At 65.9% G+C, this 23,699-nt stretch carries 26 protein-coding genes and 3 tRNA genes; 8 read left to right on the top strand and 21 right to left on the bottom strand.

Annotated elements, in window-relative coordinates; translation table 11 throughout:
• Positions 1–14: 14 nt before the first annotated feature.
• The 14 genes from nuoL to FZ938_RS08900 form a co-directional block, all read right to left on the bottom strand.
• Entirely contained in the window at positions 15–2,129 is a 2,115-nt protein-coding gene (gene nuoL / locus FZ938_RS08965; protein WP_149198181.1) for an NADH-quinone oxidoreductase subunit L, read from the bottom strand.
• 9 nt (positions 2,130–2,138) lie between these two features.
• A complete protein-coding gene (gene nuoK, locus FZ938_RS08960; protein WP_014248409.1) occupies positions 2,139–2,447 on the bottom strand; it encodes an NADH-quinone oxidoreductase subunit NuoK in 309 nt (102 codons plus the stop codon).
• Between the two features lie 2 nt (positions 2,448–2,449).
• Positions 2,450–3,064 carry an NADH-quinone oxidoreductase subunit J gene (locus tag FZ938_RS08955; protein WP_149198180.1) on the bottom strand — a complete coding sequence of 205 codons (615 nt, stop codon included), beginning with the start codon at positions 3,062–3,064 and terminating at the stop codon, positions 2,450–2,452.
• 18 nt (positions 3,065–3,082) lie between these two features.
• A complete protein-coding gene (nuoI, locus tag FZ938_RS08950) occupies positions 3,083–3,571 on the bottom strand; it encodes an NADH-quinone oxidoreductase subunit NuoI (RefSeq protein ID WP_014248411.1) in 489 nt (162 codons plus the stop codon).
• Between the two features lie 108 nt (positions 3,572–3,679).
• Positions 3,680–4,690, bottom strand: a complete 1,011-nt coding sequence (gene nuoH, locus FZ938_RS08945) for an NADH-quinone oxidoreductase subunit NuoH (RefSeq protein ID WP_149198179.1) — start codon at positions 4,688–4,690, stop codon at positions 3,680–3,682.
• Positions 4,683–6,746 carry an NADH-quinone oxidoreductase subunit NuoG gene (nuoG, locus tag FZ938_RS08940; RefSeq protein WP_149198178.1) on the bottom strand — a complete coding sequence of 688 codons (2,064 nt, stop codon included), beginning with the start codon at positions 6,744–6,746 and terminating at the stop codon, positions 4,683–4,685. Before nuoG ends, nuoH begins: the two co-directional genes overlap by 8 nt.
• A 15-nt stretch (positions 6,747–6,761) precedes the next feature.
• Positions 6,762–8,051, bottom strand: a complete 1,290-nt coding sequence (gene nuoF, locus FZ938_RS08935; protein WP_109151176.1) for an NADH-quinone oxidoreductase subunit NuoF — start codon at positions 8,049–8,051, stop codon at positions 6,762–6,764.
• A 16-nt stretch (positions 8,052–8,067) separates the two neighbouring features.
• A complete protein-coding gene (gene nuoE, locus FZ938_RS08930; protein WP_149198177.1) occupies positions 8,068–8,694 on the bottom strand; it encodes an NADH-quinone oxidoreductase subunit NuoE in 627 nt (208 codons plus the stop codon).
• The gene (locus FZ938_RS08925) at positions 8,691–9,908 is read right to left on the bottom strand and encodes an NADH-quinone oxidoreductase subunit D (protein ID WP_174757381.1); all 1,218 of its coding nucleotides are present in this window, start codon (positions 9,906–9,908) and stop codon (positions 8,691–8,693) included. Before FZ938_RS08925 ends, nuoE begins: the two co-directional genes overlap by 4 nt.
• Positions 9,909–9,961: 53 nt before the next feature.
• Positions 9,962–10,591 carry an NADH-quinone oxidoreductase subunit C gene (locus FZ938_RS08920; protein ID WP_109074000.1) on the bottom strand — a complete coding sequence of 210 codons (630 nt, stop codon included), beginning with the start codon at positions 10,589–10,591 and terminating at the stop codon, positions 9,962–9,964.
• A 96-nt stretch (positions 10,592–10,687) separates the two neighbouring features.
• Entirely contained in the window at positions 10,688–11,233 is a 546-nt protein-coding gene (locus tag FZ938_RS08915) for a NuoB/complex I 20 kDa subunit family protein (protein ID WP_174470176.1), read from the bottom strand.
• Positions 11,224–11,592, bottom strand: coding sequence for an NADH-quinone oxidoreductase subunit A (locus FZ938_RS08910; protein WP_045580751.1), 369 nt, complete (start codon positions 11,590–11,592; stop codon positions 11,224–11,226). Before FZ938_RS08910 ends, FZ938_RS08915 begins: the two co-directional genes overlap by 10 nt.
• 314 nt (positions 11,593–11,906) lie before the next feature.
• Positions 11,907–11,983: transfer RNA gene (locus tag FZ938_RS08905), tRNA-Asp, on the bottom strand.
• A 201-nt stretch (positions 11,984–12,184) separates the two neighbouring features.
• Positions 12,185–12,412, bottom strand: a complete 228-nt coding sequence (locus tag FZ938_RS08900) for a hypothetical protein (RefSeq protein WP_085089951.1) — start codon at positions 12,410–12,412, stop codon at positions 12,185–12,187.
• Between the two features lie 246 nt (positions 12,413–12,658).
• On the opposite strand from FZ938_RS08900, the gene FZ938_RS08895 reads away from it, so the two are divergent.
• Together FZ938_RS08895 and FZ938_RS08890 are read left to right on the top strand one after the other, a co-directional pair.
• Complete coding sequence (locus tag FZ938_RS08895; protein ID WP_149198609.1) at positions 12,659–12,865, top strand: hypothetical protein; 207 nt, start codon at positions 12,659–12,661, stop codon at positions 12,863–12,865.
• Between the two features lie 107 nt (positions 12,866–12,972).
• Entirely contained in the window at positions 12,973–13,410 is a 438-nt protein-coding gene (locus FZ938_RS08890; RefSeq protein ID WP_149198176.1) for a hypothetical protein, read from the top strand.
• Between the two features lie 4 nt (positions 13,411–13,414).
• Here the strand turns inward: FZ938_RS08890 and FZ938_RS08885 are convergent, their stop codons facing one another.
• Positions 13,415–13,876 (bottom strand): hypothetical protein, encoded by a 462-nt coding sequence (locus tag FZ938_RS08885; protein WP_149198175.1) that lies wholly within the window; start codon positions 13,874–13,876, stop codon positions 13,415–13,417.
• 167 nt (positions 13,877–14,043) lie between these two features.
• On the opposite strand from FZ938_RS08885, the gene FZ938_RS08880 reads away from it, so the two are divergent.
• Positions 14,044–14,697, top strand: coding sequence for a DsbA family oxidoreductase (locus FZ938_RS08880; RefSeq protein ID WP_149198174.1), 654 nt, complete (start codon positions 14,044–14,046; stop codon positions 14,695–14,697).
• 57 nt (positions 14,698–14,754) lie between these two features.
• On the opposite strand, the gene FZ938_RS08875 is transcribed toward FZ938_RS08880, so the two are convergent.
• Both FZ938_RS08875 and FZ938_RS08870 read right to left on the bottom strand, forming a co-directional pair.
• Positions 14,755–16,692 (bottom strand): propionyl-CoA synthetase, encoded by a 1,938-nt coding sequence (locus tag FZ938_RS08875; RefSeq protein ID WP_149198173.1) that lies wholly within the window; start codon positions 16,690–16,692, stop codon positions 14,755–14,757.
• Between the two features lie 198 nt (positions 16,693–16,890).
• On the bottom strand, positions 16,891–17,361 hold the full coding sequence (locus FZ938_RS08870) for a DUF3574 domain-containing protein (protein ID WP_149198172.1): 471 nt from the start codon (positions 17,359–17,361) through the stop codon (positions 16,891–16,893).
• A gap of 92 nt (positions 17,362–17,453) precedes the next feature.
• Here FZ938_RS08870 and FZ938_RS08865 point away from each other — a divergent pair, with 92 nt between their 5' ends.
• Positions 17,454–17,819 (top strand): hypothetical protein, encoded by a 366-nt coding sequence (locus FZ938_RS08865; protein ID WP_109074006.1) that lies wholly within the window; start codon positions 17,454–17,456, stop codon positions 17,817–17,819.
• A gap of 9 nt (positions 17,820–17,828) precedes the next feature.
• Here the strand turns inward: FZ938_RS08865 and FZ938_RS08860 are convergent, their stop codons facing one another.
• The gene (locus FZ938_RS08860; RefSeq protein WP_149198171.1) at positions 17,829–18,266 is read right to left on the bottom strand and encodes an Rrf2 family transcriptional regulator; all 438 of its coding nucleotides are present in this window, start codon (positions 18,264–18,266) and stop codon (positions 17,829–17,831) included.
• A 157-nt stretch (positions 18,267–18,423) separates the two neighbouring features.
• Between FZ938_RS08860 and FZ938_RS08855 the strand changes: the two genes are divergently transcribed.
• Positions 18,424–19,356 (top strand): NAD(P)/FAD-dependent oxidoreductase, encoded by a 933-nt coding sequence (locus FZ938_RS08855; RefSeq protein WP_149198170.1) that lies wholly within the window; start codon positions 18,424–18,426, stop codon positions 19,354–19,356.
• On the opposite strand, the gene FZ938_RS08850 is transcribed toward FZ938_RS08855, so the two are convergent.
• Positions 19,353–19,979, bottom strand: coding sequence for a LysE/ArgO family amino acid transporter (locus tag FZ938_RS08850; protein WP_149198169.1), 627 nt, complete (start codon positions 19,977–19,979; stop codon positions 19,353–19,355). The two genes, FZ938_RS08855 and FZ938_RS08850, sit on opposite strands and share 4 nt — an antisense overlap.
• A gap of 97 nt (positions 19,980–20,076) precedes the next feature.
• Here FZ938_RS08850 and FZ938_RS08845 point away from each other — a divergent pair, with 97 nt between their 5' ends.
• The 3 genes from FZ938_RS08845 to FZ938_RS08835 all read left to right on the top strand — a co-directional run bounded on the left by FZ938_RS08845 (position 20,077) and on the right by FZ938_RS08835 (position 23,445).
• The gene (locus tag FZ938_RS08845; RefSeq protein ID WP_149198168.1) at positions 20,077–21,015 is read left to right on the top strand and encodes a LysR family transcriptional regulator ArgP; all 939 of its coding nucleotides are present in this window, start codon (positions 20,077–20,079) and stop codon (positions 21,013–21,015) included.
• A 78-nt stretch (positions 21,016–21,093) separates the two neighbouring features.
• The gene (locus FZ938_RS08840; protein ID WP_149198167.1) at positions 21,094–22,908 is read left to right on the top strand and encodes a M3 family oligoendopeptidase; all 1,815 of its coding nucleotides are present in this window, start codon (positions 21,094–21,096) and stop codon (positions 22,906–22,908) included.
• A 105-nt stretch (positions 22,909–23,013) separates the two neighbouring features.
• A complete protein-coding gene (locus tag FZ938_RS08835) occupies positions 23,014–23,445 on the top strand; it encodes a bacteriohemerythrin (RefSeq protein ID WP_149198166.1) in 432 nt (143 codons plus the stop codon).
• Between the two features lie 79 nt (positions 23,446–23,524).
• Here the strand turns inward: FZ938_RS08835 and FZ938_RS08830 are convergent.
• Together FZ938_RS08830 and FZ938_RS08825 are read right to left on the bottom strand one after the other, a co-directional pair.
• Positions 23,525–23,600: transfer RNA gene (locus tag FZ938_RS08830), tRNA-Lys, on the bottom strand.
• Positions 23,601–23,623: 23 nt separating this feature from the next.
• Positions 23,624–23,699, bottom strand: a tRNA-Lys gene (locus FZ938_RS08825).

Genomic DNA, 23,699 nt, shown 5'->3' with positions numbered 1-23,699 from the left:
TCCTTCGAAACCGCTCAGCCGAAGACCGACAGCCAGGCGACGAGCAGGACGACCCCGATCACCATGGCAAAGGCGTAGTGATAGACGTACCCCGACTGCAGCCGGCTGGCGCGTGCCGCGACGTCGCGGGTGGCGGCGGCGATGCCGTCCGGACCCACGCCGTCGATCACCGCCCCGTCGCCCGACTTCCACAGGCCGTAGCCCAGGGCCTTGGCCGGACGGGTGAACAGCGCGTCGTACAGCTCGTCGAAATACCACTTGTTGTAGAGGAACTGGTGGATGCCGCGGAAGGTGGAGGCGATCCGGCCCGGCAGCCGGGGCATCATCACATAGCCGATATAGGCCATGGCGATACCGATCAGGCCGACCACCAGCGGGGCGATGGCGACCCAGCCCGGGGTGTGATGGTGCGCGGCCTCGATGGCGTCATGCTCGTGCAGGGTCATGATGGCCTTGCCCCAGAACTCCATCCGGTCGTGGCCGATGAACCACTGGTGGAAACCGAAGCCGGCGAACAGTGCGCCAAGCGTCAGGACCGCCAGCGGGATCAGCATGACAACGGGGGATTCGTGAGCGTGGTCGTACACTTCCTTGTCCATCCGCGGCGTGCCGTGGAAGGTCATGAACAGCAGGCGCCAGGAATAGAAGGCGGTCAGCAGAGCAGCAGCAATACCCAGGGCGAAGGCGAAGCGCCCGACCCCGCTGCCTGAGGCGAAGGCCGCCTCCAGGATCATGTCCTTGGAATAGTAGCCGGCGAAGAAGGGCAGACCGGCGAGCGCCAGATTGCCGATCCACATCACCGCATAGGTGAAGGGAATCTTGCGCCAGACGCCGCCCATCTTCCGCATGTCCTGCTCATGGTGCAGGGCATGGATGACCGAGCCGGCACCGAGGAACAGCAGGGCCTTGAAGAAGGCGTGCGTGAACAGGTGGAACATGGCCGCGCCGTAGGCCGAGACGCCGGCGGCGAAGAACATGTAGCCGAGCTGCGACATCGTCGAATAGGCGATGACGCGCTTGATGTCGAACTGTGTGAAGCCGATGGTCGCCGCGACGAAGGCGGTCAGGCCGCCGACCACCGTCACCACCTCGAGCGCCGTCGGGGCGTATTCGAAGACGGGCGACAGGCGGCAGACCATGAAGACGCCGGCGGTGACCATGGTGGCCGCGTGGATGAGCGCCGACACCGGGGTCGGGCCTTCCATCGCGTCCGGCAGCCAGGTGTGCAGGCCGAGCTGCGCCGACTTGCCCATCGCGCCCATGAACAGCAGCAGGCAGGCGATGGTCAGGCCGTTGAAGTCCCAGCTGAGGAAATGCAGCGTCTGACCGGTCAGCGTCGGAGCCTTGGCGAAGATCGTGTCGAACTGGACCGAACCCGTCAGCACGAAGATCGCGAAGATGCCGAGCGCGAAGCCGAAGTCGCCGACGCGGTTGACCAGGAAGGCCTTCATGGCGGCGGCGTTGGCCGAGGGCTTCTCGTACCAGAAGTTGATCAGCAGGTAGGAAGCCAGACCGACGCCCTCCCAGCCGAAGAACAGCTGGACCAGATTGTCGGCCGTCACCAGCATCAGCATGGCGAAGGTGAACAGCGACAGGTAGCCCATGAAACGCGGCTTCTGCGGGTCCTCGGCCATGTAGCCGATGGAATAGACGTGCACGCAGGCCGAGACGGTGTTGACAACGATCAGCATCACCGCGGTGAGTTGGTCGACGCGCAGCGCCCACTTCACGTCCAGCGTGCCGCTCTGGATCCAGGTCATCAGCTCGATCGTGCGCGGATTGCCGTGCACGGCGACGTCGAAGAACAGGATCCAGGAGAGGATCGCCGAGACGATGACGGCGCCCGCGGTCACGAACTGCGAGACGCGGTCGCCCACGGTCGGCGGACCGGCGACGACATGGTGGTCGTCGTGGGCGTCGTCGTGCGCGTGGTCCAGCTCGTCGTGCGAGATGTGGTGGGCATGATCGTCATGGGCATGGGCGATCCGGGCGTGCCCGTGATCGTCATGGTCATGACCGTGGCTTCCGTGACCCGCGGCTGCCGGCTCGGCCTTCGGCCCGCCGAACAGCGCGATCGATCCGGCGACGAGGAACGCCAGGAGCGGAAGGAATACGACTAGCACTTCCATGGCGCCGCCTCAGCCCTTCATCATGTTGATGTCTTCGACTCGGATCGAGCCGCGGTTGCGGAAGTAGACCACCAGGATGGCGAGGCCGATGGCCGCCTCGGCGGCGGCGACGGTCAGGATGATCATGGCGAAGATCTGGCCGACCAGATCGTGCAGGAAGGTCGAGAAGGCGACGAGGTTCAGGTTCACCGCCAGCAGCATCATCTCGATCGACATCAGGATGATGATGACGTTCTTCCGGTTCAGGAAGATGCCCAGCACACCCAGCGTGAAGATGATTGCCGAGACCGTCAGGTAATGTCCGAGACCGATCTCCATGATCACACGCCCTCCCCGGTCGTAACCTTGCGAATGACGACCACGTCTTCCCGGCGACGGGAAATCTGAGCGCCGACATTCTGTTTGCGCACGCCCGGACGGTGCCGCAGCGTCAGGACGATCGCGCCGATCATGGCGATCAGCAGGACGATGCCCGACGCCTGGAACAGGTAGACGTACTGCGTGTACATCAGCCGGCCCAGCGCCTGGGTGTTCGACACCTGATCGAAGGCCGGGGTCGGCGCACCGGCGATGGCCGCCACGTTGGGAGCCACGATCCAGCCGCCGAGCACGGCGGCCAGTTCGGCCAGCAGGATCAGCCCCACCAGCGCACCCAGCGGCAGCGCTTCCATCGCACCCTTGCGCAGCTCGCGGAAGTTGATGTCGAGCATCATGACCACGAACAGGAACAGCACGGCGACGGCGCCGACATAGACGATGACGAGGATCATCGCGATGAACTCTGCCCCCATCAGAAGGCAAAGACCGGCTGCCTGGAAAAAGGCGAGGATCAGGAAAAGGACAGAATGAACGGGGTTCCGCGCCGAGATGACCATCACACCGGAGGCCACCAGCAGCGCGGCGAACACGTAGAAGGCGATGCCTTGGAGTATCATCGTTTTTCTCGCTTCCGCTTACCGGTAAGGAGCCTCGGCCGCGAGGTTCTGGGCGATTTCCGCCTCCCAGCGGTCGCCGTTCGCCAGCAGCTTCTGCTTGTTGTAGAAGAGCTCTTCACGGGATTCGGTGGAGAACTCGAAGTTCGGCCCCATGACCACCGCATCGACCGGGCAGGCTTCCTGGCACAGGCCGCAGTAGATGCACTTGGTCATGTCGATGTCGTAGCGCGTCGTGCGGCGGCTGCCGTCGTCACGCGGTTCGGCCTCGATGGTGATGGCGAGAGCCGGGCACACCGCTTCGCACAGCTTGCACGCGATGCAGCGCTCCTCGCCGTTCGCATAACGGCGGAGCACATGCTCGCCGCGGAAGCGGGAGCTGATGGGGCCCTTCTCATAGGGGTAGTTGATCGTGACCTTGGGCTTGAACATGTAGCGCAAGGTCAGCGCCATGCCGCCCAGCAGCTCGGTCAGGAACAGGCTGCGCGCCGCGCGGTCGAGGAACGCCATGGCCTCTTCGTCTCCTTCCTCGCCGGTGGCCGCCCATTGGTCGGGCGGCTCGCCGGCACTCAAATCGACATGTCGATGGTGGGTTCGGTTGCCGGCTTTCGCCGTCGCTTACTTCGGCAGCCAGCCGAAGGTCACCAGGACGCCGGCGGTCAGAACGACCCAGAACAGCGACAGGGGCAGGAAGACCTTCCAACCCAGCCGCATCAGCTGGTCGTAGCGGTAGCGCGGCACGGTGGCGCGAACCCAGACATAGGTGAACAGGCAGAACGCGATCTTCAGGGCGAACCACACGATGCCCGGCACCCAGGTGAATGGCGCGAAGGGCAGCGGGGGCAGCCAGCCGCCGAGGAACAGGATGCTCGTCATCGCGCTCATCAGGATCATGTTGGCGTATTCGCCAAGGAAGAAGAGCGCGAAGGGAGCCGAGCTGTACTCGACCATGAAGCCGGCAACCAGTTCCGACTCGCCTTCCGGCAGGTCGAAGGGGGCGCGGTTGGTTTCCGCGAGCGCCGAGATGAAGAACATCACGAACATCGGCAGCAGCGGGATACAGAACCAGACCGTCTCCTGGGCCCGCACGATGTCGGTCAGGTTCAGCGAACCGACACACAGCAGCACGGTGATGATGATGAGGCCCATCGAGACCTCGTAGGACACCATCTGCGCCGCGGAGCGGAGCGCACCGAGGAAGGCATAGCGCGAGTTCGAGGCCCAGCCGGCCATCACGATGCCGTACACGCCCAGCGAGGAGATCGCGAACAGGTACAGCACGCCGACGTTGATGTTGGACAGCACCACCCCGTAGTCGAACGGGATGACCGCCCAGGCGATCAGCGCCAGGAAGAAGGTCAGCATCGGCGCGATGTAGAACACGACGCGGTTGGCGCCTTCCGGCAGGATCTGCTCCTTGGCGAACAGCTTCAGGCCGTCGGCGAAGGGCTGCATCAGGCCGAAGGGACCGACGATCGCCGGGCCCTGGCGCAGCTGCATCGCGCCCATGATCTTGCGCTCGGCATAGGTCATGAAGGCGACGGCCACCAGCAGCGGCACGGTGATCGCCAGGATCTCCAGAACCATAATGATCAGCGGCAGGAGGAAGCCGCTCCAGAACTCAGCCATGGGTGCCAGTCCTCTCCTGAGCAGGGCCCACCAGCGCTTCCGTGCAGTTGGCCATCGTCACCGAGGCCCGGCTGATCGGGTCGGTCATGTAGAAGTTGGTGATCGGCGTCACGAAGGGGGCGGCGTCGACCGGTCCCTGCGCGCCGAACGGCGCCCAGCTGGCCGGGGTCATCTCGCCCACCGCACCGAAGATCGGGTTCGCCGCCATCAGCCGCTGGCGCAGCTGGCCATGGGTGTCGAAGGGCAGCGTGGTGCCCAGGACTTCCGACAGGGCGCGGACGATCTTCCAGTCCTCGCGAGCCTCGCCGGGCGGGAAGACCGCGAGGCGGGCGAGCTGCGGACGGCCCTCGGTGTTGACGTAGACCGCGTTCTTCTCGGTGTAGGCGGCGCCCGGCAGGATGATGTCGGCGCGGTGGGCGCCGGCATCGCCATGGTGGCCCTGGTACACGACGAAGGCATTGCCGAGCTTGGCCATGTCGATCTCGTCGGCGCCCAGCAGGTAGACGAAGTCGATTTCGCCCTTCGACGCGCCGTCGAGGATGCCGTGGGTGTCGCGACCACCTTCGCCCGGCAGGAAGCCGGCCTCGATGCCGCCGACACGCGCCGCAGCGGTGTGCAGGACGTTGAAGCCGTTCCAGTCGTCGCGGAACATGCCGTAGGCCTCGCCGACCAGACGGGCGGCGGCCTGGACCGCGAGACCGTCGGCGCGCTGGAAGGCGCCCATGCCGACGATGATCATCGGGTTCTTGGCGGCGCGCAGCGTCTCGGAGAACGGGTGGCTGCCGTCGACCAGCTGCTGCAGCGTGTCCGGACCGGAGCCGATCACGCTGTAGGGATAGGTCAGGTCACGCTGCTCGCCGATCGAGGCGATGGTTACGCCGCCGGCCAGATAACGCTTGCGGATGCGGGCGTTGACCAGCGTGCCTTCCCAGCGCGGGTTGGTGCCGACCAGCAGGATGACGTCGGCCTTCTCGATGCCGGCGATGCCCGAGTTGAACAGGTAGCCGGCGCGCACCGAGGTGTCGAACCGCGCACCGTCCTGGCGGCAATCCAGGTTGGCCGAGCCGAGCCGCGACAGCAGTTCCTTCAACGCGAACTGAGCCTCGACATCGACCAGATCGCCGGCGATGGCGGCGATGCGGTTGCCGGACAGGCCCTTCAGGCGCGCCGCGATGGCCGTGAAGGCCTCGGCCCAGCTGGCCGGGACCAGCTTGCCGTTCTGGCGGATGTAGGGGCGGTCGAGGCGCTGGCGCTTCAGACCGTCGTAGGAGTAGCGGCTCTTGTCGTTCAGCCACTCCTCGTTGATGTCGTCGTTGACGCGCGGCAGGACGCGCATCACTTCGGCGCCACGGGCGTCGACGCGGATGTTCGAGCCGACGGCGTCGAGGACGTCGATGGTTTCGGTCTTGCGCAGTTCCCACGGACGGGCCGTGAAGGCATAGGGCTTGTGGGTCAGCGCACCCACCGGGCAGACGTCGGCGAGGTTGCCCGACAGCTCCGAGCCGATCGCCTTTTCGACGAAGGTGGTGATCTCCATGTGCTCGCCGCGATAGACGGCGCCGACATCGGGAACACCGGCCACTTCGTTGATGAAGCGGATGCAGCGGGTGCAGTGGATGCAACGGGTCATGATGGTCTTGATGACCGGACCCATATACTTGTCCTTGACCGCCCGCTTGTTCTCGCCGTAGCGGCCGCGGTCGAAGCCATAGGCCATGGCCTGGTCCTGCAGATCGCACTCGCCGCCCTGATCGCAGATCGGGCAATCCAGCGGGTGGTTGATCAGCAGGAACTCCATGACGCCCTTGCGGGCCTTCAGGACGGTCTCGCTGTTGGTGCGGACGACCATTCCGTCGCCGCAGGGCATGGCGCAGGACGCGACCGGCTTGGGCGCGCGCTCCATCTCCACCAGGCACATGCGGCAGTTGGCCGGCACGCTGAGGCGCTCATGGTAGCAGAAGCGCGGAATCTCGATCCCCAGCTGCTCGCAAGCCTGGAGGATCGAGGTGCCCGGCTCGACCTCGATCTCGATCCCGTCGATGGTCAGTTTCGGCATGGGAACGGGAACTCCTTACTCGGCCGCCAGCGGGGCGCTGTTGCGGTAGGCCTGGATGCGCCGTTCCACTTCCGGGCGGAAGTGGCGGAACAGGCCCTGGATCGGCCAGGCGGCAGCGTCGCCGAGCGCGCAGATGGTGTGGCCTTCGACCTGCTTGGTGACCTGCAGCAGCATGTCGATCTCTTCCATGCGCGCGTTGCCGGTGACCATGCGCTGCATGACGCGGCTCATCCAGCCGGTGCCTTCGCGGCACGGCGTGCACTGGCCGCAGGATTCATGCGCATAGAACTGCGACAGGCGGGCGATGGCCTTCACGATGTCGGTGGACTTGTCCATCACGATCACCGCGGCGGTGCCGAGGCCCGACTGCACTTCGCGCAGGCTGTCGAAATCCATCAGGACGGTGTCGCAGATCGACTTCGGCAGGACCGGGACCGACGAACCGCCGGGGATGATGCCCAGAAGGTTGTCCCAGCCGCCGCGCACGCCGCCGGCATGCTTCTCGATCAGTTCCTTCAGCGGGATGCCCATCTCCTCTTCCACGTTGCACGGATTGTTGACGTGCCCGGAGATGCAGAAGAGCTTGGTGCCCGAGTTCTTCGGACGGCCGAGGCCGGCGAACCAGGAAGCGCCGCGACGCAGGATGGTGGGAACAACCGCGATGGATTCGACGTTGTTCACCGTGGTCGGGCAGGAATAGAGACCGGCCTGGGCGGGGAACGGCGGCTTGTTGCGCGGCTGCCCCTTCTTGCCCTCGATCGACTCGATGAGCGCGGTTTCCTCGCCACAGATATACGCGCCCGCACCCCGGTGGATGTAGACGTCGTAGCTATAGCCGGTGCCGCAGGCGTTCTTGCCGATCAGCCCCGCCGCATACGCCTCGTCGATCGCGCGCTGGACGTTGGAGCCCTCGTTGTAGAACTCGCCGCGGATGTAGATGTAGCAGGCACTGGCACCGATGGCGAAACCGGCGATCAGGCAGCCTTCGATCAGCTTGTGCGGATCGTGGCGCAGGATGTCGCGGTCCTTGCAGGTGCCGGGCTCGCCCTCGTCGGCGTTGATGACAAGGTAGACGGGCTTGTCGGTCACGTTCTTCGGCATGAAGGACCACTTCATGCCGGTCGAGAAGCCGGCGCCGCCGCGGCCGCGCAGCCCCGATTCCTTCACCTGATCGATGATCCAGTCCCGGCCGTTTGCCAGGAAGGACGCCGTGTTGTCCCAATCACCGCGCTTGCGGGCCGCCTCGAGACCGAAGTCCTGGTAGCCGTAGAGGTTGGTGAAGATGCGGTCCTCATCGCGAAGCATCGCTGTCCCCTCCCCCTCAATCGTCCGCTTGCGCGGTGGTAAAGGCCTTCAGCGTCGTCGGGCCGCCGACCGGCTCCGAGGACTGACGGCCGATCTGCGAACCGGGCTTGGGCGTCTCGCCGCGCGCCAACGCGTCGAGGATGTGCTCCATATGCTCCGGGGCCACGTCTTCGTAGTAATCGTCGCCGATCTGCACAACCGGCGCGTTGACGCAGGCGCCCGAGCACTCGACCTCGCCCAGCGTGAACTGGCCGTCGGCCGTGGTCTCGCCCACCTCGATGCCGAGCTTCTTCTTGCAGGTGTGGACGATGTCGTCCGACCCGCGCAGCCAGCAGGGGGTGGTGGTGCACACCTGGATGTGGTGCTTGCCGACCGGATTCTTGTTGTACATCGTGTAGAAGGTCGCGACCTCGTACACGCGGATGCGCGGCATGCCCAGCAGGTCGGCAACGGCGTCCATGGCGACGCGCGGCAGCCAGCCGCCGTTCTGGCGCTGGGCCACGTCCAGCAGCGGCATGCAGGCGCTGGCCTGCTTGCCCTGCGGGTACTTGGCGATGATTCGCTTCGCCAGCTCCAGGTTCTCCGGAGTGAAGGTGAAGCTGGTCGGCTCGGCGTGGCCGTGATCGGAAGCGGGCGCGCTCATCGATCGATTTCTCCGAAAACGATGTCCATCGAGGCGATGTTGGCGACGGCGTCGGCCAGCATGTGACCCTTCGACATGAAGTCCAGGCCCTGAAGATGGGCGAAGCCCGGCGCGCGGATCTTACAGCGGTAGGGCTTGTTGGTGCCGTCGGACACCAGATACACGCCGAACTCGCCCTTGGGCGCCTCGATGGCGGTGTAGGTCTCGCCGGCGGGAACGTGGAAGCCCTCGGTGAAGAGCTTGAAGTGGTGGATCAGCGCTTCCATCGAGCGCTTCATCTCGCCGCGCGGCGGCGGGGACACCTTGCGGTCCTCGATCTTGTAGGGACCGGCCGGCATCTCCTTGCAGCACTGGCGGATGATGCGCAGCGACTGCTTCATCTCCTCCATGCGGACCAGATAGCGCGCCCAGCAGTCGCCGGTCAGGCCGACCGGGACGTCGAACTCCATGCGGTCATAGACCTCGTAGGGCTGCGACTTGCGCAGGTCCCAGGCGACGCCGGAGCCGCGCAGCATCGGGCCGGTGAAGGCCCAGTCGAGCGCCTGCTCCTTGGTGACGATGCCGATGTCGACCGTGCGCTGCTTGAAGATGCGGTTCTCGGTCAGCAGGCCTTCGAGGTCGTCCATGAACTTCGGAAAACGCTCGGTGAAGGCCCAGATGTCGTCCAGCAGGCCGTCCGGGATGTCCCAGGCGACGCCGCCGGGCCGGAAATAGTTGGCGTGCAGGCGGGCACCCGACACGCGCTCGTAGAACTCCATGAGGATTTCGCGTTCCTCGAAGCCCCACAGCGCCGGGGTGATCGCGCCGACGTCCAGCGCACCGGTCGTGATCGACAGGATATGGTTCAGGATGCGCGTGATTTCCGAGAACAGCACGCGGATGTACTGGGCACGCAGCGGCGCCTTGATCTGCAGCAGGTTCTCGATGCCGAGTACATAGGCGTGCTCCATGCACATCGGGCTGACATAGTCCAGACGGTCGAAATACGGCACGGCCTGGATGTAGGTCTTGTACTCGATCAGCTTTTCGGTGCCGCGGTGCAGCAGGCCGATGTGCGGATCGCAACGCTCCACCACCTCGCCGTTCAGCTCCATCACCAGACGGAGCACGCCGTGGGCGGCCGGGTGCTGCGGCCCGAAATTCATCGTGTAGGGCTTGATCTGCGTCTTGGTCTCCGGACCGGAGGCGCTGATCGCCCCGCCCAGACCAGTCATAGCCGGACCAGTCGAGACGACGCCGGTCGCCGATTCGGTCGAAACGGTCATGCTCACGGCTTCTTGCTCCCGTCCTGGAGGGCCGCCTTCTCATCGCCGGGCAGCATGACGTTGGTCATGCCTTCCCACGGGCTGAGGAAGTCGAAGGCGCGGAAATCCTGGGTCAGACGGACCGGCTCGTAGATCACGCGCTTCTGGTCCTCGTCGTAGCGGGCTTCGACGTAGCCGGTCAGCGGGAAGTCCTTGCGGAAGGGGTGACCCTCGAACCCGTAGTCGGTGAGGATGCGGCGCAGGTCCGGATGGTTCTCGAAGAAGATGCCGAACAGGTCCCACACCTCGCGCTCGAACCAGTTCGCGGCGCTGAAGACGGCAACGGCCGACGGGACGGGCGTGTCCTCGTCGGTGGCCAGCTTCACGCGCATGCGCCGGTTGTGGGTGTAGCTGAGCAGCTGGTAGACGACCTCGAACCGCTCCGCGCGGTCCGGGTAATCGACCGCGGTGATGTCGGTCAGCTGCTCGAACCGGGTGGCCGGGTCGTCGCGCAGCGCGGTCAGCACCGCCAGGATGGCCGGCCGTTTGACCGTCACCATCAATTCGCCGAGCCTCACCTCGACCTTCAGGACGTCGCCGCCGATCTTGGCGGCGATGACGTCCCCGAGTTCCTTCAACGCCTGTTCGGACATGGGTGGGACCCTGCCTTCCTACTTGTCTTCAGCGCGCTTCTCTTCCGTCCGCGGGTCCGGAGCCTTGTCGGCCCCGGCCGGTCCGGTCCGCTGGGATCAGCGGGCGATGCGGTTGCCGCGCTTGATCTTCTTCTGGAGTTGGAGGATGCCGTAAATCAGCGCCTCCGCCGTCGGCGGGCAGCCGGGCACATAGATGTCCACCGGCACGATCCGGTCGCAGCCACGCACCACCGCGTAGGAATAGTGGTAGTAGCCGCCGCCGTTTGCGCAGGAGCCCATCGAGATGACCCAGCGCGGCTCCGGCATCTGGTCGTAGACCTTGCGGAGCGCCGGGGCCATCTTGTTGGTCAGGGTGCCGGCGACGATCATGCAGTCGGACTGGCGCGGGCTGGGACGCGGAATCACGCCGAAACGGTCCAGGTCATACCGGCTCATGTAGGCGTGGATCATCTCCACCGCGCAGCAGGCCAGACCGAAGGTCATCGGCCACAGCGAGCCGGTCCGGGCCCAGGCCAGCAGATCCTCGTACTTCGCCAGCACGAAGCCCTTGTCCTGGATCTCGTCCGAGACCGCGCGGATGTAGGCGTCCTGTTCCGGTCCGGGCGGAATCGGCGCCAGCGGCTTGGCGACCTCTACTCCCATTCCAGAGCTCCTTTCTTCCACTCATAAATGAAGCCGATGGTCAGGATGCCCAGGAACAGCATCATCGACCAGAAGCCGAACAGCCCGATGTCGCCGAGCGCAACCGCCCACGGGAACAGGAAGGCGACTTCCAGGTCGAAGATGATGAACAGGATCGAGACCAGGTAGAACCGCACGTCGAACTTGGTGCGCGCGTCCTCGAACGGCTCGAAGCCGCATTCGTAGGGGGAGACCTTCTCGGCGTCCGGGTTCTTCGGGCTGATGACGTAGGATGCCCCAACCATCACCGCCGCCAGCGCGATGCCGATCAGCAGAAACACCAGGATCGGAAGATACTCAATGATCAGCGGAGTCGACACCGCGTTCCTCCCATAAGCCCACGACCACGGGCGCCGTTCCGGCCGGGAAATCGGCGGAAGCGCAAAGCCGTGGCAGCCATGCCTTGGATTAGCCCATCAGACGGGCCGGAATATATGCCGAGACCGTGGGCAAGGAAAGCGCTTTGAATCGCTTTTCACCACGCGGAAGGACAAGCCGGTCCCCGCGCGAGAGCTTGGTAATACCACGTTTTTAAAACGGGGAAAAGGAAAGACAATACGCATGCGAAAAAGGACCCGCGGTTTGCGAGTCCTTTGCACATACTGGCGCGTTACGCGCAATTTGAAAAAGGAAGTGGCGCGAGTGACGGGACTTGAACCCGCGGCCTCCGGCGTGACAGGCCGGCGCTCTAACCAACTGAGCTACACCCGCGCAGAGCGACTTGTTTCAGAACACCACGCCGTCACTGAGCCAAAGGCTTGAACCGCTTAGTGTTTTTCACCGGAACCGTTGAAGGCCCCCGTCGTTCGGTGGGCGGTTTGTAGTCGCCCCGGCCGCCGCCTGTCAATCACCAAATTGCAAAAAATTCGTTGAAGGTGCAGCCGGCGGCATCGGGATGTCCCACCCGCCCGCTCAGGGCAGACGGTGGGCATCGCGACGCAGGGCCTCCAGCCGGTCGAACGCCTGCAGCATGCCGGCGGACAGTTCGCGGTGGTCGACCGCATCCGGTCCGCCGAAGCGGGTCAGCGTCTCTTCCAGCGCGCGGGCCAGATGTTCGGCAACGTCGAGATGCTTCTGTTCCAGCGCCAGCTCCAGCGCGGCAAGGATGCGGTCGCCGAGCCGCCGTTCGTTCAAGGTCATGCGTTTCCCCACCCAGATCAGGCAACGGGTGGCGAGGCGCCCTCCCGTTTGCATTTCCGGGCGAGAATAGCAGCTTCGTCATTCCTGCGCGGCGGGATTCGCATCGCTGCGACATTTCGGAGGCAGCCCTTCCGGAACCGCCCTACCCCGTGCGATAGTTCGGCCATGACGTTCCGCGATTCGCCCCTCTTCCACTTTGTCGCCGCTCTTCCGGCCGTCGCCGTTTTCGCGGCGGCGGGCCCCGCCATGGCGGCTGCCAACGTGTCGGCCGCCCAGGCCGAAGCGAAGGAGATCGCCAAGTCGATGGGCAACTGCACGCCGGCGAAGGTCGAGGTGCTTCGCTACACCGTCGGGCGGGAAGGATCGACGACCTTCAAGGTCGGCTGCACAGAGGATAAGGACGCCTTCGTCGTCGTGCTATGCCGGGCGCGCATCTGCACCCTGCTTCGTTGAGGCACGCCTCATCGGTGAATTCACCGGTCGTTAACCGGGGGCACGCGCAATGTGCAGGATCGGGTGGCCCCTGCTAGACAAGAGGGCTTGGCAAGAGGAATCGCAGGATGGTGGGCGCAGGTAGGGATGCGGCGCGAACGGGGTCCAGGCGGGCCCGGCTTGTCCTGTCGCTGGCGATTTCGGCGTGGGCGCTGACCGGCTGCACCTCCCCGCTCGGGCTGGCCGCGGCGGGTGCCGATGTCGTGACGCTGAATGCGACCAAGAAGACCATCGGCGACCATATCGTGTCGGCGGCCACCGGGCGCGATTGCTCGATCCTCAGCTTCGAGAAGGACGGCGATTATTGCCCTGACAAGGTCGAGGTCGACCGGTCGCGGCTTTATTGCTACCGCACGCTGGCCGACGTCGAATGCCACCACATCCCGGATCCCTACCGCAACGGCAACACCGCGCTGGCCAGTCCGCCGCCGGACATCCGGACGCTGCCGCGCAAGCGGAGCTGGTTCGACGACGCCACGCCCTATACGGCCAACAACGGGTCGTAAGGCGTCAGCGCACCTTCTTGGCGACGAAGGCCTTGGCGATCGCCATCATCGCCTTCTCATGATTCGGCCCGCCGGCCGGTGCATTGTGAATGGTGGCGCCCTTCCCCGCAGGCGCGGATTTGCCGGCAGGCGTTGCGCGCTGCGGAGCCGGCTGTTCGTCCGGCTCCCGGCCCAGCTGGTTCAGCAGATTCTCAAGCGCATCGCGGCTGAGGCCGGAGGCCGACGGACGCCCGCCCCCCGCACCACCGGCGGCGGCCGAACGCGCGGCCGGCCGGCTGCTGGCCGGACGGCCGGCGCGTTCGATGGCGGCGGCGGCGATGGCCTTCAGGAAGGGCTGGGCGATGCCGCGCAGCAGGTCGGGATCCTCGACGGCCCAGGCCATCAGGATCTTCTGCGCATTCATCCGGCTGCCCTTGGCCGCCAGGATCGCTTCGCGCACCTTGCCGTCGACATAGGAATTGCTCATCGGGAATCGCCCACCGGGATGTGTCCGCCGACCTTGCAAGTATCGGCGGAACTATTCAGGACTGTTGGGCCAACTCGGTTAACAAACGGTTGCGGGTCCCTTCCGGCCCGCGGGATGAGACGGAAGAAGCGGTTGCTCCATTTGGAAGAGGCGCGGATAGTGGCGGCATGCTGATCGAAACCTTCGCCGACCTGATCTGCCCCTGGTGCTACATCGGCAAGCGCCGGCTCGACCGGGCGCTGATGCAGCGGCCGAACCTGCGCCCGGAAATCCGTTGGCAGCCGTTCCAGCTGAATCCGGACATGCCGCGCGGCGGGATGTCGCGCGACGACTATCTCGCCGCAAAGTTCGGCGGGGCGGAGCGGGCCCGGCAGATTCACCGGGTGGTGGAGGATACGGCGGCGCGCGACGGATTGCCGCTGGCGCTCGACCGCATCCAGCGCACGCCCAACAGCTTCGACGCGCACCGCCTGGTCCGCATCGCCGGCCGCCTGGGGCTGGGCAACGCCATGGCCGATGCGTTGTTCGCCGCCTATTTCGTCGAGGGCGTGGACATCGGCGATCCGGACGCGCTGGCCAGTGTCGCTGCCGGTCTGGGAATGGACTTCGTCGAGACACGGCGCCAGTTGTTCACCGATGCCGAATCGGCGTCGGTCCTTGCCGCCGATACGCTGGCCCGCCAGATGGGGCTGCAGGCGGTGCCCTGCTATATCTTCAATCGCCGCTATGCGCTGTCCGGCGCGCAGGAGCCCGCGAGTTTCCTGCCCTTGCTCGACCTCGGCAGCGAGGAGCCGGAAAACCTGTCGGTCGTCTCATGCTGATCCCGGTCCCGAAATGAAGAAGGGCGGCCCGAAGGCCGCCCTTTCCCTTTTGGCGCGTCAGGCCGGCGTATTGCTCGCCTTGGCGTAGCCTAGCGTCTTCAGCGCGTCGGCGATCTCCGGCAGGATGCCCGGATCGTCGATGGTCGCCGGCATCTTGTAGTCCTGGCTGTCGGCGATCTTCTGCATGGTGCCGCGCAGGATCTTGCCCGACCGCGTCTTCGGCAACCGGTCGACCACCAGGGCGCGCTTGAAGTCGGCGACCGGGCCGATCTGCTCGCGCACCAGCTGGACGACCTCCTTGACGATCTCCTCATGCGGACGGGTGACGCCGGCCTTCAGGCAGACGAAGCCCAGCGGCACCTGCCCCTTCAGGTCGTCGGCCACGCCGATCACCGCGCATTCGGCGACGTCCTTGTGGCTCGACAGCACCTCTTCCATGGCGCCTGTCGACAGGCGGTGGCCGGCGACGTTGATGATGTCGTCGGTGCGGGCCATGACATAGACATAGCCGTCATCGTCGATGAAGCCGGCATCGCCGGTCTGGTAATAGCCGGGGTAATCGGCAAGGTAGGACTTCTTGAAGCGCTCGTCGGCGTTCCACAGCGTCGGCAGCGTGCCCGGAGGCAGCGGCAGCTTGACGCAGATGGCGCCGATGTCGCCGCGCGGAACCTCCTTCAGTTCGGCGTTCAGCACCCGCACGTCCCAGCCCGGCATCGGCCGGGTGGCGGAACCGTACTTGATCGGGAACAGGTGGACTCCCAGCGGGTTGCCGGAGATCGCCCAGCCGGTCTCGGTCTGCCACCAGTGGTCGATCACCGGGACGTGCAGATTGTCCTCGGCCCAATGCAGCGTGTCGGGGTCGGAGCGCTCGCCGGCCAGGAACAAGGCGCGGAAGTGCGACAGGTCGTACTTCTTCAGGTAATTGGCGTCCGGATCCTCGCGCTTGATGGCGCGGAAGGCGGTGGGGGCGGTGAACAGCGTGCCGACCTTGTGCTGCTCGATCACGCGCCAGAAGGTGCCCGGATCGGGGGTGCCGACCGGCTTGCCCTCGAACACCACGGTGGTGCAGCCGGTCAGCAGCGGCGCATAGACGATGTAGGAGTGGCCGACGACCCAGCCCACGTCCGACGCCGCCCAATACACCTCGCCCGGCTTGACGTTGTAGATGTTGGTCATGGTCCAGCGCAGGGCCACCGCATGGCCGCCGTTGTCGCGAACCACGCCCTTGGGCTGGCCGGTCGTGCCGGAGGTGTAGAGGATGTAGAGCGGGTCGGTCGCCTTGACGGGTACGCATTCCGCCGGTTCGGCCTTCGCCACCGCTTCGGCCCAGTCGACGTCGCGGCCTTCGATCAGCGAGGCGGTTTCCTGCGGGCGCTGCCAGACGATGACGCTGGCCGGCTTGTGGGCCGACTGCTCGATGGCGGCGTCCAGCATCGGCTTGTACTTGACGACGCGGTTCGGCTCGATGCCGCAGGAGGCCGAAACGATGGCCTTTGGCTTGGCGTCGTCGATGCGGGTCGCCAGCTCGTGCGGGGCGAAGCCGCCGAACACCACCGAATGCACCGCGCCCAGACGGGCGCAGGCCAGCATGGCGACCAGCGACTGCGGGATCATCGGCATGTAGAGGAGGACGCGGTCGCCCTTCTCCACACCCTGGGCGCGCAGCGCGCCGGCGAAGCGGGCGACCTGCTCCTGCAACTCGGCATAGGTGATGGTCTGGACGGTTTGGGTGACCGGGCTGTCATAGATGATCGCGGCCTGGGCACCGCGCCCGCCTTCCACATGGCGGTCCACCGCGTTGTAGCAGGTGTTCAGCTCCCCGCCGGTGAACCAGCGGTAGAAGGGCGCGTTGCTGTCGTCCAGCACCTTGTCCCATGGCTTGTACCAGGAGATGTCCTTCGCCGCCTCTCCCCAGAACCCGGCCGGGTCCGACAAGGAGCGGGCATGCATCTGGTCGAAAAGCTCGGCAGTGGCGGTGCTGGCGATCGCGCTCATGGCAGGGCGTCCCTCGTTCTATTTTAGTACTATTCGGTGCGTATTTCCTCTTGGCCGCGAAACGATCCGCTACGCAGCCTCCACAATCTGCGACAAAAGCATAAGTGCAGGCAAATGTCTGAAGGTCGGGGGTGCGGCGAGCTGTCGCATTCCCCATTCGTGAAACGAAGTTCCGGGAATTGGAATAGCCCTGCCGCTTCAGAAGGAAACGCACACCGGCCGGATGGCCAGACCGACCGACTGTTGGTGGAAGCGGTCCTTGTACAGATCGACGATTTCGTGGATCAGCCGTAGCGTCGCCGGGTCGCCATCGGCCAGCAGCGTGAGGATTTTGCTGGGCTCCCGCACCAGATGGCCGGTCTGGATGTCGCGCCAGTGGCCGGAGGCGTCGACAACGGTCAGCCCGTTGGGAAAGCGCGGCGTCACCTCCCGGTCGAGAAAGTCGGTCCATTCGCGATCGCTGACGCCAAGCTCGTTGCCGATGTTGCGTCCGAAGAACAATTGCGCCTCGATCATCGCGCCGGCCGCATAGGCCTCGCACACCGTCGGCGACGCCGCTGGCGCGGGCGCCAGCTGGGCCGCGGCAGGGCCGGTCAGCAGAAGGAGCGAAAGGACGGCGGACGACAGGCCGGGACCATGACGCAGGCCGGGGCGGTTGAAGAGACGCATGGGCGATTCTCCATTCGGGCGCGGGATGGAGCGTCGGCAGTGCGATCAGCGACGCTCTGGTCAGGACGCCCCTGGACCGTTATGCATGGAACATGGCCGTCGATCCACCCATCACCGGGATTCGCCCGATCCTGACCGTCGTTCACGGCAACGGCGAGCGCCTGATCGTGGCCCGTCTCACCAATCTGGGCGGCGGCAGCCAGTCCAACCGCTTCGTCCTGCGCCGTGCCGATTTCCGTGCGCCCTGGGAACAGCCGGACAAGGGCTATTTCGGCTATGCCGAGGTCGCCCGCGCCCTGGACGCCAACGGCTGGCGCGGCTGCATCATCGAGGCGATGGCGACCACCGACCTGGAGGAGCGCCGCGCCCGCCAGCTCGCCCGCAAGAAGCTGCATCTGCAATGCGTGGAAGCGGCGATCCGGCGGGCGCAGGAGGGGGAGACGCCCAAAGCGGGCTAGACTCCGCGCTCAGCACTTCCCCAGTGCCCTCATGCGCCGATCGAAATCTGCCGCGAGATCGGCGAGCGTCACTTGGCCGAGATGGCGGACAAGCACCGCCTCCGCCTCACGCAATGCCCCGTCGAGGGCGGCATTGACGGCCTGCTCCACCAGGCAACTCGGCTCGTCCGCCGTTGGACCGATGGCGAAGATCCCCGGTTCCCCCAATGCGCGGTGAATGTCCAGCAGGGTGATCCCGTCGAGTGGCCGTGCCAGCCGCCACCCGCCGCCATGGCCCTTTTCCGACCGCACATGGCCGGCCTCGCGCAGCCCCGCCATTGTCCGGCGGATGACCACCGGATTCGTGTTCAGCATCTCGGCGATCGCTTCCGACGTCAGCGCACCGTCATGCCGGTCCATGTGGATCAGCACATGCAGCATGCGGGAAAGGCGGCTGTCCTGTCTCATCGGTGATCGGTTCCTTCGGTGTGACGCCGGGCGGACGGTCAACTCAGGCCACTTCATAAGTTACATGGCACATTGACCGCGGCCTTTCATGTAACTTATCGTGTGTCGTGATCGGACGCGAACGACGCACCCGGTCAATCCGTGGAAAGGCACAGACATGAACGGAAACGACACGACGACCTTTGACGCCATCATCGTCGGCGGAAGCTATGCCGGCATCGCCGCCGCGCTGCAGCTGGCCCGTGCCCGACGCCGGGTACTGGTGGTGGATGAGGGACTGCGGCGCAACCGCTTCGCCAGCCACTCGCATGGCTTCCTCGGTCAGGATGGCCGTCCGCCGGGAGAAATCGCCTCGGAAGCGCGCGACCAGTTGATACGCTATCCGACCGTTACCTGGATGACCGGTCGGGCCGGAGAGGCCGCCAGGACGGGCGAGGGATTTCAAATCACCGCCCAGGACGGCATCGCCTACAGAGGGCGCCGGCTGCTGATCGCCGTCGGTGTGGTCGACGAACTGCCGGCGATTCCCGGTCTGGCGGAACGTTGGGGACGTTCCGTCTTCCATTGTCCCTACTGCCACGGCTATGAGCTGATGCAAGGCCGTATCGGTGTCGTCGCCGTGTCCGGGCAATCCATGCACCACGCGCTGATGCTGCCGGATTGGGGGCCGACGACACTGCTCCTGAACGCGGCGTTCGAACCCGACGCCGATCAGTCGGCCCATCTGGCGCGGCGCGGGGTGAGCGTCGAGACCGCGCTCATCAGCGGGATCGACGGGGATCCACCGGAGGTCTCGCTCGCCGACGGGCGCACACTGCCTTTCGCCGGACTGTTCGTGCTGCCGCGAAGCCGCGTTGCAAGCCCGCTGGCCGCACAGCTCGGGTGTGCGACCGAAGACGGGCCGCTCGGCACTCATATCCGTGTCGATGCGATGCAGGAAACCAGCATCCCCGGCGTCTTCGCCTGCGGCGATGCGGCACGGGCGGCGGGATCGGTGGCGCTGGCCGTCGGCGCCGGCACGATCGCCGGAACGGCGCTGCACCGGTCCCTGCTGTTCTGTGAGGACGACGCCTTGTTCGCCCGCTCCTAACCGATCAGCAGGCCCGCCGCGATCGCCCACATCACCAGGGCGATGACGCCGTCCATCACCCGCCAGGCGGCGGGCCGGGCGAACAGAGGGCGCAGCAGCCGGGCGCCATAGCCGAGCGCGAAGAAGAACAGGAAGGAGGCCGTCATCGCCCCAAGCGCGAAGGCGCCCCTTGCCTCGGCGAAGCGGGCGGAGACGGAGCCGAGCAGCACCACCGTGTCCAGATAGACATGCGGGTTCAGCCAGGTCAGCGCCAGACAGGTCAGCAGTGCAGGCAACAGCCCGCCCGGCTCGCGATCGGCCGGGTTCAGCCCGCTGCCGCCGGCCCATGCCGACCGTGCACTGCGCAGGCCATAGACCAGCAGGAAGGCAGCGCCGGCATAGCGCATCAACGGTTCCAGCCAGGGCCAGCGCGCCGCGACGGTGGCGAATCCGCTCACCCCCGCCAGGATCAGCACGGCGTCGGACAGCGCACAGGTGGCGCAGATCACCAGCACATGCTCGTTGCGCAGGCCCTGACGCAGCACGAAGGCGTTCTGCGCCCCGATGGCGACGATCAGGCTGAAACCCAGGAACAGGCCCGGCAGGAAGGCAGGCATCAGGGCGGCGGGGGAAAGGTCGGTCATCGCGGCGGCTCCGGAGTCGGCGGATGTCAATCCGCTACCACCTCGCGCTCCTTTGCCGTACTTAATCCTTCTTGCCGCGATTAAGCAGAGCTAAATCATGCTGGATTATCCGCTGCTGATGGCGCTGGCCGCCGTGATCCGCACCGGCAGCTTCGAGCGAGCCGCCCGGCAGTTGAACGTCACCCCATCGGCGGTGTCGCAGCGGGTGAAGCTGCTGGAGGAGCGGCTGGGCGCCATCCTGGTCGTGCGCGGCCAGCCCTGCACCGGCACCGCCGCCGGCCAGCGCCTGTGTCAGCATGTGGAGCAGGTGGCGCTGCTGGAAAGCGAACTGCGCGGCACCCTGCCGGGGCTGAGCCCGGCGGATGGTCCGGTCACCTTGCGAATCGCGGTGAATGCCGACAGCCTCGCCACATGGTTCGTCGCGGCGATGGCCGCGGCGATGGCGGAAACGCCCGGCTGCCTGTTCGATCTGGTGCTGGACGACCAGGACCACAGCGCCGAATGGCTGCGCAAGGGCGAGGTGCTGGCCGCCGTCACCGCCAGCGCGACGCCGGTCCCCGGCTGCAACAGCCATCCGCTCGGCGCACTCCGCTACCGCGCCACCGCCAGCCCGGAGTATCTGCGCCGCCATTTCGCCGACGGGGTGACGGCTGAAAACCTCGCCACCGCACCCTGCCTGACCTTCAACCGCAAGGACCAGCTGCAGGCGCAGTGGCTGCGTCTGGTGCTGAGCGATCACGGGTCGGCGCCGGTGCCCACCCCGCCCACCCATTGGCTGCCCTCCACCCACGCCTTCGTCGACGGGGCGCTGGCCGGGCTGGGATGGGGGATGAACCCCGACCCGCTGGTGGCCGACCATCTGGCGGCCGGCCGTCTGGTGGAGCTGGTGCCAGACCGGCCGCTGGACGTGCCGCTGCATTGGCAACAGAGCCGCATCGCCGGCACCGCGCTGGCCGAGCTGTCGCGCGCGGTCCTGAATGCCGGACGGCGAGCCCTGCAACCCATCGGCGGCGTGGCAGGAAGCCCGCCCGCCTGATGCCCGCCCGCCTGATGAAGGCTTTGCCCGCGCCGAGTGCGCGCTTATATGGATCCAACCAATCTCTGGAGGGACTCGATGACCAGCAGCGCCGCCACGGCCGCAAACGACACCCCCGATCTGGGTGCGCTTCCCACCTGGGACCTGAGCGACCTCTATCCCGGCACCGAGTCGCCGGAGCTGAAGGCCGACCTCGACCGGATGGAGCGGGAGTGCAAGGCCTTCCGGGAGCGCTATGCCGGCAAGCTGGCGGCGCTGAACGGCGACGATCTGGCTGCGGCGATCCACACATATGAGGATATCGACGAGACGCTGTCGCGCGTCATGTCCTATGCCGGGCTGGTCTACAACGGCAACATGATCGACCCGGCCATCGCCAAATTCTACCAGTCGGCGCAGGAGCGGGTGAACGACATCTCCGCCCACCTGATCTTCTTCACGCTGGAGATCAACCGGCTGGACGAAAAGGATCTGGCGGCCAAGCAGAAGGCTTCGGCGGCACTGCGCCATTACGAGCCGTGGCTGCGCGACGTCCGCCTTTACCGCGACCACCAGCTGTCCGACGAGATCGAGCGGCTGCTGCACGAAAAGCACGTGGTCGGCCGCGCCGCCTGGAACCGCCTGTTCGACGAGACCATCGCCAGCCTGCGCTTCCCCATGGGCGGCAAGGACCTCACCTGTGCGGAGGCGCTGAACCGCCTGTCCGACCGCAACCCCGCCGTCCGCCGCGAGGCCGGCGAAGCGGTGGGCAAGGTGCTGGGCGAGAATGCGCGGCTGTTCTCGCTGATCACCAACACGCTGGCCAAGGACAAGGAGATCGAGGACGACTGGCGCAACTATCCGACGCCGACCTCCGCCCGCAACCTGTCAAACCGGGTCGAGGATGAAGTCGTCGACGCGCTGGTCTCCGCCGTCAAGGGCGCCTATCCGGAGCTGTCGCACCGCTATTACGCGATGAAGGCGAAATGGTTCGGCCAGGACCATCTGGATTACTGGGACCGCAACGCCCCCCTGCCGGAAGATGCCGACCGCAGCATCCCCTGGGACGAGGCGCGCGACATCGTGCTGGGCGCCTATGGCCGCTTCTCTCCCGACCTCGCCAGCCTGGGAAAACGCTTCTTCGACAACCCCTGGATCGACGCCCCGGTCCGTCCCGGCAAGGCACCGGGCGCCTTCGCCCACCCGACCGTGCCCAGCGTCCATCCCTATCTGCTGGTCAATTACCAGGGCAAGACGCGCGACGTGATGACGCTGGCCCATGAGCTGGGGCATGGTGTCCACCAGATCCTGGCCGGCCGCCAAGGTCACTTCCTGTCCGATACTCCGCTGACGCTGGCGGAAACCGCGTCGGTGTTCGGCGAGATGCTGACCTTCCGCGCCCTGCTGGCGGCGGAGTCCGACCCGAAGCGCCGCCGCATCATGCTGGCCGGCAAGGTCGAGGACATGCTGAACACGGTGGTTCGCCAGATCGCCTTCTTCGATTTCGAACGCCGTGTCCACACCGAACGGCGCGAAGGCGAACTGACGCCGGAACGGATCGGCGAAATCTGGATGGCGGTGCAGATCGAAAGCCTGGGCCCGGCGTTGCGTTTCGACGAGGGATACCGGCATTACTGGTCCTACATCCCCCACTTCATCCACTCGCCCTTCTACGTCTACGCCTATGCGTTCGGCGACTGCCTAGTCAACTCGCTCTACGCGGTCTATCAGGATGCCGAGCAGGGCTTCGCCGAGAAGTATCTGGCCATGCTGTCGGCCGGCGGCACGCTGCGCCACAAGGAGCTGCTGGCCCCCTTCGGCCTCGACGCCTCCGACCCCGCCTTCTGGCAGAAAGGGCTCGGCGTCATCCGCGGCTTCATCGACGAGCTTGAGGCCGGCGAGGCGAAAAGCTGACGATTCGGGTGTCTTGACCGCCGTCAAGAAACCCTGACCGGCGTGCGGGTATGGTGGCCTTCGGAGCGTCGTCTCCGAAGGCCATCTTTTTTGGAAGCGAACATCATGCTTGCGACCACCACGCCCGCCGCCCCCGCCGCCGCCGCTACTGCCGCCCCTACTGCCAATGTCCCCATGCTCGGCTATGAGGTCATGGACCGCGACCATGTCGATTCGGTCGCCCTGCTTCAGGCGGCCTGCGACGCGCCGGCCGGCCAGCTTCAGGCCCCCTTCGCCGCCTTCGCCAAGCATCTGCGCGAGCATTTCGCCCGCGAGAACGCGCTGATGACCCAGCACGGCTTTTTCGCCCTGCATTGCCACAAGGACGAGCACGCCCGCGTCCTGAAGGTGGTCGCAACCATGGAAGCCGAACTGGAGGAGGGCAATGAGGCCCGCGCCCGCCTGTATGTGACCGAGCACTTCCCCGACTGGTTCCACACCCATCTGGCGACGATGGACCGGGTGACCGCGGATTTCCTGGCGCAGGCCGAGGGGTGAGGAGGGGGTATCCCGCCCCCCAACAGAACCCCGGAAATGGAAAGGGGCCGGAACCTGCTCGGTTCCAGCCCCTTATGGATGGTGGGCGCACAAGGACTCGAACCTTGGACCCGCTGATTAAGAGTCAGCTGCTCTACCAACTGAGCTATGCGCCCATCCGTAGGAAATGTTCAAGAGATGGTGGGCGCACAAGGACTCGAACCTTGGACCCGCTGATTAAGAGTCAGCTGCTCTACCAACTGAGCTATGCGCCC

This window comes from Azospirillum oryzae (assembly GCF_008364795.1).
GTDB classification, from domain to species: Bacteria; Pseudomonadota; Alphaproteobacteria; order Azospirillales; family Azospirillaceae; genus Azospirillum; species Azospirillum oryzae.
This window is presented reverse-complemented; position numbering and strand designations above follow the sequence as displayed.